Source organism: Lyngbya aestuarii BL J (assembly GCF_000478195.2).
Classification (GTDB): Bacteria; Cyanobacteriota; Cyanobacteriia; order Cyanobacteriales; family Microcoleaceae; genus Capilliphycus; species Capilliphycus aestuarii.
This window is the reverse complement of record NZ_AUZM01000010.1, coordinates 90,737-102,586: the sequence shown is the minus strand read 5'-3', so window position 1 is coordinate 102,586 and position 11,850 is coordinate 90,737. Positions and strand designations below refer to the sequence as shown.

Annotated in this window: 8 protein-coding genes; 4 read left to right on the top strand and 4 right to left on the bottom strand. The window is 37.8% G+C overall.

The genetic code is table 11. The features are described from left to right. The first annotated feature begins 103 nt into the window (after nt 1-103). Complete coding sequence (locus tag M595_RS06695) at nt 104-2,548, top strand: response regulator (protein WP_023065277.1); 2,445 nt, start codon at nt 104-106, stop codon at nt 2,546-2,548. A 149-nt stretch (nt 2,549-2,697) separates the two neighbouring features. Next, nucleotides 2,698-3,090 carry a response regulator gene (locus tag M595_RS06690; RefSeq protein WP_375339237.1) on the top strand — a complete coding sequence of 131 codons (393 nt, stop codon included), beginning with the start codon at nt 2,698-2,700 and terminating at the stop codon, nt 3,088-3,090. A 33-nt stretch (nt 3,091-3,123) separates the two neighbouring features. Here the strand turns inward: M595_RS06690 and M595_RS06685 are convergent, their stop codons facing one another. The 3 genes from M595_RS06685 to M595_RS06675 all read right to left on the bottom strand — a co-directional run bounded on the left by M595_RS06685 (nt 3,124) and on the right by M595_RS06675 (nt 6,863). Continuing rightward, nucleotides 3,124-4,185, bottom strand: a complete 1,062-nt coding sequence (locus tag M595_RS06685; RefSeq protein ID WP_023065324.1) for a putative bifunctional diguanylate cyclase/phosphodiesterase — start codon at nt 4,183-4,185, stop codon at nt 3,124-3,126. Nucleotides 4,186-4,513: 328 nt separating this feature from the next. Next, nucleotides 4,514-5,728 carry a hybrid sensor histidine kinase/response regulator gene (locus M595_RS06680; protein WP_023065296.1) on the bottom strand — a complete coding sequence of 405 codons (1,215 nt, stop codon included), beginning with the start codon at nt 5,726-5,728 and terminating at the stop codon, nt 4,514-4,516. Next, a complete protein-coding gene (locus M595_RS06675) occupies nt 5,709-6,863 on the bottom strand; it encodes a sensor histidine kinase (RefSeq protein WP_023065275.1) in 1,155 nt (384 codons plus the stop codon). The genes M595_RS06680 and M595_RS06675 overlap by 20 nt, the downstream gene beginning before the upstream one ends. 191 nt (nt 6,864-7,054) lie before the next feature. On the opposite strand from M595_RS06675, the gene M595_RS06670 reads away from it, so the two are divergent. Beyond that, nucleotides 7,055-7,474, top strand: a complete 420-nt coding sequence (locus tag M595_RS06670) for a response regulator (RefSeq protein ID WP_023065328.1) — start codon at nt 7,055-7,057, stop codon at nt 7,472-7,474. 51 nt (nt 7,475-7,525) lie between these two features. After that, nucleotides 7,526-9,958 carry a PAS domain S-box protein gene (locus M595_RS06665; protein WP_023065278.1) on the top strand — a complete coding sequence of 811 codons (2,433 nt, stop codon included), beginning with the start codon at nt 7,526-7,528 and terminating at the stop codon, nt 9,956-9,958. Between the two features lie 51 nt (nt 9,959-10,009). On the opposite strand, the gene M595_RS06660 is transcribed toward M595_RS06665, so the two are convergent. Next, a complete protein-coding gene (locus tag M595_RS06660; RefSeq protein ID WP_023065337.1) occupies nt 10,010-11,803 on the bottom strand; it encodes an ABC transporter ATP-binding protein in 1,794 nt (597 codons plus the stop codon). Nucleotides 11,804-11,850 lie beyond the last annotated feature (47 nt).

Sequence of the window (11,850 nt, the reverse complement as noted above, 5' to 3'; positions counted from 1 at the left end):
AGAGCTTCTGCTTTGTAGAAGTTTGGACAGCGTTAAATCACAATAAGCTTAAACAGAGTTATTCACATCTATTCTAAGTTAACAAATCCGAGGCAGAAATCTAATGCGGTTTTTAGTCGTAGAAAATGATGAAGCACAAGCTCGTCAAATTAAAAAAGCACTAAGCGAACAAGGTTATATTGTTGATGTCGTTATAGATGGCGAACAAGGATGGGCTTATGTAGAAGCTTTCACTTATGATTTATTATTAGTTAATGCTCACCTAACTAAACTCAATGGAGTTGATCTCTGTCAGCGCATTCGTGAGCAAGGCTATAGCGTCCCTATTCTACTTTTAACAGTTCAAAATAGTAGAATTGATCGTGTTGCTTGTTTAGAAGCAGGTATCGATGATCACCTGATAAAACCCTTTAGCCTGCGTGAACTTTTTGCTCGGATTCGAGCTTTACTCCGTTCTCCTCGCAAAGCAAATGCTCCCTTGCTGAAATGGAACTCTCTCCATCTTGATCCGATCTCACGGGAAGTCACCTACCAACAACACCCTCTGTCTCTTTCTCCCAAAGAATACAGCTTGCTGGAACTGTTTCTTCGCAACCCAAAGCGAGTCTTAACTCAAACGGCTATTCTCGAACACTTGTGGTCTTTTGAAACTCAGCCGAATGAAGATACAGTGCGAGCGCATATCAAACGGTTGCGACGCAAGTTAAAAACGGTGAATGCCGATCAAATCATTGAAACCGTCTATGGGGTGGGCTACCGTCTCAAACCCCTTCCCCAGAGTCAATCTCAAGCTCCTCTCCCTGTGAGTTCCTCAGCCTTATCAGTTCATTCGGTTCAGCACTCACCGGAGGCGATTGGCTCCAACAGCACGCTGAATTCTTCCTCTGCCATGGATCTAGCGGCTTCCTGGGAACGATTTAAGACGCTAATTTTCAATCGCATCCAGACTTTAGAGGAAACAATCACCACTGATCCGATTCCAAATTTAACACCAGAACTTTGTCAAAATGCAGCAATGCAAGCTCATAAACTGGCAGGTTCGTTAGGAATATTTGGGTTTAAATCGGGATATCGACTTGCTCAACAAATTGAACAATGGTTTATTGAAGCTCATCAAGATCCTAAAAATAAGACTTCTGTTGACACGCTAAAAACATTCATTACTCAACTTCATCAAGAACTACAACAACCTCTGAACTGGTTAGAAGAACAAACCCCCCAATCTGAAGATAAAACCTTCATTTCAAAGCGGCAAATTTCTACTCCTCAAAACACTCAATATCGAGTCTTAGTTGTTGATGATGACCTCGAACTTACCGAACAGTTACAACGAGCGGCTATTAACTGGAATATTCAACTCGATGTTACAACCCAACTCGAAAAAGCTCGTCTAATTTTACAAGAAACGCCTCCAGATTTAGTGTTGCTAGACTTAGTATTTCCCGATCACCAAGACGGAGGTTTTGTGTTACTTGAAGAATTGCAGGATCAATTTTCGGAGTTACCTGTATTAGTATGGACAGTACGGGATGATATGAGTGATCGGGCGGCAGTTGCTCGGTTGGGGGGAAATGCTTTTTTATCAAAATCGGTATCTTGTGATCAAGTTCTGACTGCGATTAAAGATATTCTCCAATCAACTCCTACGGCTTCGACTCAAATTTTAGCGGTAGATGATGATCCAGTTACGCTCAACCGTTTGCTAGAATTGCTCCCTTCTTATGGTTTAGATGTTATCCCCTTAGATGATCCCCGTTTATTCTGGGAAACACTCGAAAAAACCGCACCAGAACTGCTGATTTTAGACTTAGAAATGCCTTTTTTCAACGGGGTAGAACTGTGTCAAACCGTTCGGACAGATCGCAGTTGGAATGCTTTACCGATTTTATTTCTTTCGGCTCGAAAAGAACCTCAAACGATTCAAGATATCTATCAAGCTGGAGCCGATGATTATATTTCTAAACCCTTTGCAGAAGCTGAACTGATTACTCGTATTTTTAATCGCCTGGATCGGATTCATTTATTGCGAAGTTTAGCGGAAACTGATCCGATTACTGGCTTGTCAAACCGTCGGCGTTCTACCCATGATTTGAATCGATATTTGCATTTATCACAACGCCATTGTCAACCGTTTTGCTTGGCGTTAATTGCACTTGATTGTTTCCAATCTATTAATAATCAGTATGGCTATACGGTCGGAGATCAGGTGATCAGACAGTTTAGCCAGATTTTACAGCATCAGTTTCGAGATGAGGATATTGTCGCTCATTGGGGAGGTGAGGAGTTTTTAGTGGGTTTATACGCGAGTAACCGAGTCGATGGTCAAAAACGGATGATTGAACTCCTCAAGTCGGTTGAAAAAACGGTTTTTCCCATCATCAACTATGTAGAGATTCAAATGACTGTGAGTGTAGGAATTAGCACTTATCCGGAGGATGGAACGGATTTATTGAGTCTATATACAGCTTCTAATGCAGCACTCTATCAAGCAAAAGCATCTGGGGGAAATTGCTGTTTGACGACTTCTAGGGTTTCGAGATCAATGTAGATTTAAAATATTGGATGTTTATCCGCTCAACTCTGAGAATGTGACAAACCTGTGAAAAGTTTTCGTTTTTTGATTTCTTGATTTAAGTTGATAATAGAGACTTAAAAAAGCAGTGTTATTGGCAAAAACAACAGAATATGATAAATGAATTGAGTAAAATAAAACGACGAATCCTGTTAATTGATGATGAGGAAGATATTCGGGAACTCCTGCAAATGAGTCTAGAAATGAGTAGTCGTTGGGAAGTTTTGACTGCTGGATCTGGTCTAGAAGGTCTAGAAATGGCTCGTACTTATCAGCCCGATGCGATTATTTTAGATGTGATTATGCCCGATATGGATGGCCCGATGACCTTCGAGCAGTTGCAACAAGATCCTGAAACTCGGAATATTCCGGTTATTCTCCTGACGGCAAAAGCAAAAGCTGATGAACAACCCCGTTATACGAATTTAGGGGTTAAAGCCGTTCTCTCTAAATTAATCAATCCTCTGAGTTTTGCCGAACAACTGTCTAATATTTTAGAATGGCCATCAGGAGGTTAATAGACATTAGTATTGATCTTTTTAATGGATGTATCAATAACAAGTCAATTGCTCGGCGGCGATTAACAAGGTTGCAGCTTGACTATCTACAGGGCGAGAAAATAAATAGCCTTGAAGATAAGGACATCCCAACTGCTGGAGTTGAACCCAATCTTGTTCGGTTTCTACCCCTTCTGCAATCACTTCTACATTTAAACTCTGAGCTAACATCAAAATTGCTTGGATCATATTCCATTTTCCAGTTCTCACAAAAGAGTTATCAATCTTCAATACATCAATAGGCCAGTCTTGGAGACGAGAAAGACTAGAGTATCCTGTTCCAAAATCGTCGATATGGAGGTAAACTCCTTGCTGTTTTAAATTCTGTAAATTGGCGATGGCGATGGGGGAGTTTTCTAAAAAGGCTGTTTCTGTAATCTCAAGTTGTAGACTTTTGGGGTTGAGATGAGTTTGTTGAACAATTTGTTGGACTCGTAAACTTAATTGAGGATCAGACAGTTGTAGGGTTGACAAGTTAACACTCATTTTTAGGGATGAATCTAAAGGAAATTGTTCTTGCCAAATCTCTAGCTGCTGACAGGCTTGGCGCAAAACCCAATCTCCAATGAGTTGAATCAGTCCTGTTTCTTCGGCTAGGGGAATAAATTCTATCGGAGTCACCCAACCGCGTCGAGGATGTTGCCAGCGAATTAAGGCTTCAAATCCGACAATTTTTGCATTTTGGGTACAAACAATCGGTTGATAAAAGAGGACAAATTCATCTTGTTTTAAGGCTTGGTGGAGTTCTTTTTCGAGACGAAACTTTTCAATCACCTCCAAAGGAGCTAAGGATGGGAGAGACGGTTGATTTTCCAGGATTTGACTCAGACGGATTAAGCGCTCAGTATTGTTGAGGGCAATCTCTAATAAACGCTGACTTTTTGAGGATAATGTGCCGATTTGTTCAAGTTTTAATAGTTTTAATGCGGCTTGAATTGAGGTAATAGGTGTGCGAAGTTCGTGACTCACTAATTGATTGATTTCTGCTAATGATTGTACTGGAGTTTCTTCTGAGTTATAGTCAGCTAGAGAATCGCTGAAAGAGGTAATTTTCATAAAACTGATGATGACTTTCTAGATTTTTAAGGATTTTTTTGTTCAATTCGAGACTCAAGACTGATCAAATCTTGGATAGGAGACTCGATCAGCTTTTTTTGAATATTTTTCAGCACCCATTTTTTCATCATAGCTTGAAAGTATGCGGCTACAAATCAGTAGTTTTCCGGAAAAGTAAATATTTTTTTATACCTCTAATAAAAATTTTATCCTCTGACTCTTTGTTAATTTATATTAAGACCTTGAGTGTTCTTTTATTGATTTTATATAAAAAAAAAGATAAATTAAATTATAAGATAAATTTATGAAAGGGAGATTATTTGAAATATCAACTTAGGGTAAAGTAGAAAGTAGCTCCTTTTCCTTGAGTAGACTTAGCCCAAATTTTTCCTTGATGGCGATGAATAATACGCTGAACGGTTGCTAAACCAATTCCTGTTCCTGGAAACTCTCCTGATGAATGTAATCTCTGGAAAGGGGTAAAAAGTTTATCTGCTTGATACATATCAAAACCCACACCATTATCTCTAACAAAATAAATTGGGGTTGGCAGGATGGGGGAAAGATCTATCTCTGAGTTTAACTGGTTTTGTTCGATTTCTAAATGGCTATCTATATTCTGTTCACTGGTGGATAAGACTCCAAATTCAATTGTAGCAACTTCTTCTTGAGCGGTATATTTCCAAGCATTTGAGATTAAATTTTCTAAGGCAATTTTTAAAAGTTGTTTATTTCCTTGAACGGTAATATTAGGGGCGATCTTAAATTCTACTTTTCGCTGTGTATCTTGCTGTTTTAACTCTTTAAAAATGGTTTTTACAATCTCACTTAAGTTGACTTCGGTAATACACATTTCAATTTGCTGAACCCGAGAAAGTTCTAATAGATTGATAATCAGTTTATCCATCCGACTTACTGCTTGTCTAATTCGTTTTAAATAAGATTTTCCTTGAGTATTGAGTTGTTCACTAAATTCTTTTTCTAGAAAAAAACTAAAGCCATCAATACTTAATAAAGGAGAACGTAAATCATGAGAAACAGTATAACTAAATGTTTCTAACTCATCGTTTAATATTTCTAATTGTTTTGTCCGCTTTTGGAGTTCTGCATTGGTTGTTTCTAGTTGAATTTTTTGTTGCTTAAGTTGTTCTTGAGTCCGTTTTCGTTCGATAGCATAACACAATGAATAAATTAGCACTTCTCCCATAGCTAGCTCTTTTTTTAGATAATCTTGAGCGCCCAGTCGTACCGCTTGAATTGCCATTTCTTCGTCATTAAGTCCAGTTAAAACAACAATGGGTAAGTGGTTAGCTTTGAGTGAAATTTCTGTAAATGTATTTAGTCCTTGACTATCTAAAAGAAATAAATCAAGCAAAACTAGATCAAACTGATCAGACTCCAAACAAGAAAAAGCATCTTTTAAGCGTTCAACCTGAGTCACTTTAAATTGAGTTTTACGACGCTTTTTAAGGCTTTCTTGAATGAGAAAAGCATCACCGGGATTATCTTCAACTAATAAAACTTTAATCAATTCCTGAGACATCAAAATTCTCCGATGAAGTCAATACTGAGTTGATTTTAGGTAGGTTAGGGAGAGTAAAATAAAAAGTTGAGCCTTGTTGAGTTTGAGAATTAATCCAGATACATCCCTGATGCAACTCAACAATTTTTTTGGCGATCGCCAGTCCCATACCAATACCAGGGTAATCTTGTCGAGAGTGCAAACGCCTAAAAATCTCAAAAATAGCCTGATGATATTTCTGATCAATACCGATACCATTATCTCTGACTGAAAACAGCCAAAAATCAGCTTGAGATTGAACCGCAATTTCAATTTTAGGAGGATGATCTCGGCAATACTGAATGGCATTTTCAATTAAAATAGAAAATAACTGAGTGAGTTGGGGATGATTTGCCATCACAATTGGTAAAGGAGTTGTGCTGATTTGAGTTTCTGTTTTAATGATTAGTGATTGTAATTCCATTATCGCTTGTTTGAGAGAAACTTGAGCGTCAATTGGTTGGGGAGGTTGATATCGGGTTTTTAGGCGAGAATAGACAAGCAATCCATCAATCATCTGTTGCATTCGTCGGGCGCCATCAACTGCAAAGTGAATCATCTGATTTCCCGTCGAGTCGAGTTTTCCGGAATAACGTTGGGCGATTAACTCATTAAAGTTAACCACCATCCGCAAGGGTTCTCGTAGATCGTGAGAAATCCGATTAATTAATTGTTCGAGTTCACTCTGTTTTGTGACTAATGGGGTAGAAGTGTGATCATGCCTACTCACGGTTAGGGGATTGTGTAGGGTTAATAACGCATAATTTCCTTCGCCTGCGATCGTAGAAAGAGGAGTGAGTGTGACGGGTTCGAGTGAAGACACTTTTTGAGAGTGAGTGGGAGAATTTTTCCCAACATTCAATGAGACTGAAAAATGAACTTCCTCTTGATTTTGAAAAATTTGATACCCGTAAGATGCAAACTGTGTGGGGTTGAGTTGGTTAAAATGAACAAATAATGAAGTGCCAACAATCTCCGATGAAGCAACTTTTGTATACTGTTCTAGGTAGCGATTCCAAAATAGAACGATCCAGTCTGAGCGTAGTATACATAAACCAATGGCAATGGCATCCAAGACTTTATACTGCAAGGCAACATTTTCAATTTCATCATACATTAGAATTACACAGATGACTCAATATTAACTTAATGAACAAGTGGAGAGGATTGTATCTCTTTTTGGAAGTCAACCGAAAGGTCAGGTAATTTATTTTACATTAGATGACAAGTTTGATCGTCATCAGGGTCACTTCGATCTATATTAGATTTACACAACCGACTCAAGTCATAAATTGTAGGAATTATAACGTGAATAATCGATCTACGCCATCTACTCTTGAAATTCTTCTCATCGAAGACAATCCGGGTGATATTTTCCTGACTCAAGAAACACTTAAAAATTTAAAAATTCCGAACCAGATACACATTGTTCGAGATGGGGAAGAAGCACTAGCATTTCTGCATCAACAAGGTGAATATCAAACTGCACCACGCCCTGATCTAATTTTACTCGATTTGAATCTTCCTAAAAAAAATGGTCGAGAGGTCTTAGAAAATATCAAAGCCAGTTTAAGTCTCAATCAAATTCCCGTGATTGTACTGACGACTTCCCGAACTGATGAGGAGATTCTCAAAAATCAAAATCTCTCTGCTAACTGTTATATTCCTAAACCTGATGATTTGAGTCAATTTGATAAAATTATTCATGCTATCGAAAGCTTGAGGTGAGCAACCTCTATCATCTTTTAAGTTAAATACTCTGGTTAAATCTAATCTAAAATGAAGTTTTTTAGCGATTTTTTTACTGAAATTTTTCCATACTTTATAGCCCATAATTCTTTAATAGAATTACCTTTTGATCTCAAACTAACTCCCGTTTCAGACCTATTGATTGCAATTGCCTTTTACTCATTGCCTCTCGTTGTCTTTTATTGGATGCGCCGACGAAAAGACGTACCCTTTAAGCGAGCTTTACTGCTATTAAGTATTCTCGCAATTTGTCTCGCCACGACTCACATTATGGCTGTATTTATGTGGTTGTATCCACTCAATAAAGGGTTGAGAGTAGTCAAAATCACAACAGCAGTTATCTCTTGTTGGGTAGCATTAAAAATCATCTTTCATATTCCTAAAATTTTAACGATTCCGAGTCCCCACCAGTTAGAAGAAGCCAACCTCGCCTTACAACGAGAAATCATAGAACGTCAACAAGCAGAAGCTGCTTTACGGAACTCGGAAGAACTCTTGCGAGCTATTTTTGAACAGGCGGCTATTGGTATTGCTCGGGTTGGATTTCAAGGTGAATGGTTACAAGTTAATCAAACGCTTTGTGATCTATTTGGATACACTCGGGATGAACTTCTACAACTAAAATGTCAGGATCTCACGGGTTCAGATCACTTACATTATAACACAAGTTTTATCGAACATCTTTTATCAAAAGATATTTCTACTTGTTCTCTAGAAAAATGCTTATTTCGCAAAGAAGGAACTCTCATCTGGGTTAATTTATCCGTTTCATTGGTGTGCGATCATGATAAAAAACCTATTTATTTTATTGCTGTCGTTGAAGATATTACTCAACGAAAACAAAGCGAAGGCGAAATTAAAAAACTCAATCAAAAACTTGAACAGCGAGTTCAGGAACGCACGGCTCAATTACAACAAATTAATAATAATCTAGCAGCAGAAATTAACAAATGTACTCTGATTGAACAGCAATTAAATATCACTCAAGAACGACTTCAGTTTTTACTGAGTTCTAGCCCCGGTGCGATTTATACTAGCATACCGACGGGAGATTATGGCGCGACTTACATGAGTCAGACGATTCACTCCATTACAGGTTATCAAGCTTGGGAGTTTGTAGAAAAGTCTCAATTTTGGGCGGAGCGGGTACATCCTGATGATATAGAGAAAGCTTTTAATCAGTTATCACAGATTTTAGAAACCGAAACAGAGATCCTTGAATATCGATTTTTACACAAAGATAATACTTATCGCTGGATACGGGATGAACTGAAGTTAATTCATAATTATATTAATCAATCTACAGAAATTATTGGCTATATGATTGATATTACCGAACGCAAACAAGCTGAAGTTGCGCTGCGAGAAAGTGAGGAACGTTTTCGGTTAATGGCGAATAGTGCGCCTGTATTGATTTGGATGGCTAATGCTGAAGGTGAGTGTACTTTTTTTAATCAAGTGTGGCTAGATTTTACTGGAAGAACTCAAGAACAAGAATTAAATCAAGGTTGGTTGGCAAATGTACATCCAGATGATGTTAAATCTGTGCTGAAAAATTGCCCATTAAAATTTCATAAACGAAAGTCTTTTATCATGGAATTTCGCCTGAGACGTTGGGATGGAGAATATCGCTGGATTTTAGACAAAGGGGTTCCTCGCATCACTACGGATGGTAATTTTTCAGGGTATATTGGCTCTTGTATTGATATTACTGAACGGAAACAAGCCGAAGAATTATTATTTACTCTCAACCGAGAGTTACTACAGTCAAACCGGGAGCTAGAACAGTTTGCTTATATCGCCTCTCACGACTTACAAGAACCTTTACGAATCGTGAGTTTATTTTCACAGTTGTTAGCTCAAAAATATCAAGATAATCTCGACGAAGACACTCAAACTTATATTCATTATATCGTTGATGCAGCCACACGAATGCAACAATTGATCAAAGATTTATTAGCTTACTCCCAAGTGGGAACCAGCATGAGTAAAGCGAATTTTAAACAGGTAGACTGTAATCAAGTTTTACAACAAGCATTGCAAAATATCCAAGTCACAATCACTGAACGGGATGCTATTATTAACTCGAATCGATTACCCACTGTAATTGCTGATCCACAACAGTTAGTAATTTTATGGCAAAATCTGATCGGAAATGCGATTAAATATTGTCATCCTGAAATTTCACCCTATATTGAAATCGGAGTTAAACCTAATCTCGTTGATGAAAGTCCAACTCAAGAATGGTGTTTTAGTATAAGGGATAATGGAATTGGAATTAACTCAGAATATTTTGAGCAAATATTCAAAATCTTTCAACGTTTACATCACGATCAAGAATATCCCGGAACCGGAATTGGTTTAGCTATTTGTCAAAAAATTGTTGAACGTCATGGTGGACGAATTTGGGTTGAATCTGAAGTTGATCAAGGTTCGATCTTTTATTTTACCCTACCAATGTAAGTCTTGATTGTAACTGTAAACCAGTAATCATTGATAAGTTTTTGCAATCAACTATGTTTGTAAAGCGTGTAAAATTGCAAATAAACCTTGATTTTTTAATAACTTTTCGTGACTTCCGACTTCTATAATTTTACCCTGTTCTAACACAACAATTCGATCCGCTTTGCGAACCGTTGAAAGACGATGGGCGACAATAAAAGTGGTTCGATTTTGAACTAACCGATCTAAGGCTTCTTGAATTAAAGACTCGGAAACGGTATCTAAAGAAGAAGTCGCCTCATCTAAGATTAACACACGCGGATCACGAATTAAAGCCCGGGCAATGGCGATTCGTTGTCGTTGTCCTCCAGAGAGTTTAACGCCATTTTCACCGATTTGAGTTTGAAGTCCATGAGGGAGATTTTGAATAAATTCATCTGCATTTGATTCTTGAACAACTTGTTTTAACCGTTGTTCACTCACCGTATTTTTCCCATATAAAATATTTTCTCTGACTGTTCCTTCAAATAAGATTGTTTCTTGGGAAACCACCGATAAAAACTGGCGGTAAGTTCTTAAATCTAGGTCATTCATATCCTGTCTATCCAGTTTAATCTTACCCGAAGTTGGACGCAAAAATCCAATAATCAAGTTTAACAAAGTTGATTTTCCCGCCCCCGATGGCCCCACAATTGCGATTGTTTCTCCGGGTTTAACCTGTAGAGAAAAATCAATAATTGCAATTTGTTGTTGACTTTCGGGATAAACATAACAAACAGACTCAAAACTAAACTCACCTTTGAGGTGTTGAACGGGTGTTTTTCCGTGATTATGTTCAACATCAGGACATTCTAAAACTTCCCCAATACTTGACAACGCCTCAAACCCTTTTCCAATTTGAGGAAGTACCCCTAAAATCTGCACTACTGAACCTGTAATTGAATCAAAATATCCTGTTAATAAAACGACATCTCCGACACTAATTCCCCATTTTCCAGTATAGGCTAACCAAGCAGATGTTAATAAGCAAATCAGGTTAAAAGATCGCAAACTTACCCAAGATGCAGAATTAGCTAAAGCGTTGATTAAATCGAGTTTTATACTGGCTTCTTTGAGTGTTTGTAAACGTTGTTCTGTGCGATGAATTTCCGCTTCTTCGACCCCGTGGGCGCGAGTAATAGGAATGAGTTTCAGCATCTCAATTAAATAGGCTGAAGTGCTTTCCATCTGTTGACGAAAGACTGAGTTTCGAGAACGAATTGGAACCCGAAAATATCGAATTAACGTTACTGCTACGGGAATTGTTCCTAAGAAAAACATTAAAAATTCAGGGGCGCGAAAGGCGGTAATAATAATTGCAATTACAATCGTTAGAATGGATGAAGGAAGATACTGAAAAAGTTGATTTGTTAACAAGGCGACGGCTTCCACATCTCGCAGTAATTTGTTTTGAATCGCTCCTGAATTGCGGTGTTGATGAAAGCCAATCGACAGGTATTGAAGTTGACGAGTAATTGCTGATCTGAGGTTATATTCCATTGAATGAGTAGCGGTACTCAAGAAGCGAATATGAAGATAATGGGTAGGAGTATTTTGAATAATCGAAAAGGCTAAAAAAGCTCCATTGAACCATAATTCTGATAAACTGTGAGTGTTTGGACTGGAAATAATATCAATAATATTGGCAATAATTAAGGGACGAATCCATTCCGGGCTGTGCTTAATGATGTAAAAGAACATCGATAGCCCAATATATTTTTTGTCTTTTTGATAGAGATTGAGTAACGTTCTGAAAGGACGATCACTTCGATAGTTTGAAAAAAACTGATCCGGTAAAGCGTGAGAAGATGTTGTAGAATGACTCATCAGAATTTAAGTTAAGTCTGAACAGCGATTATTGATTATTGTGACAT

What these genes read in the sequence shown, in the direction of transcription:
- M595_RS06685 (WP_023065324.1), bottom strand. Translation starts at nt 4,185, where the DNA reads ATGAAAATTACCTCTTTCAGCGATTCTCTAGCTGACTATAACTCAGAA.
- M595_RS06675 (WP_023065275.1), bottom strand. Translation starts at nt 6,863, where the DNA reads ATGTATGATGAAATTGAAAATGTTGCCTTGCAGTATAAAGTCTTGGAT.
- M595_RS06665 (WP_023065278.1), top strand. Translation starts at nt 7,526, where the DNA reads ATGAAGTTTTTTAGCGATTTTTTTACTGAAATTTTTCCATACTTTATA.
- M595_RS06680 (WP_023065296.1), bottom strand. Translation starts at nt 5,728, where the DNA reads ATGTCTCAGGAATTGATTAAAGTTTTATTAGTTGAAGATAATCCCGGT.
- M595_RS06695 (WP_023065277.1), top strand. Translation starts at nt 104, where the DNA reads ATGCGGTTTTTAGTCGTAGAAAATGATGAAGCACAAGCTCGTCAAATT.
- M595_RS06660 (WP_023065337.1), bottom strand. Translation starts at nt 11,803, where the DNA reads ATGAGTCATTCTACAACATCTTCTCACGCTTTACCGGATCAGTTTTTT.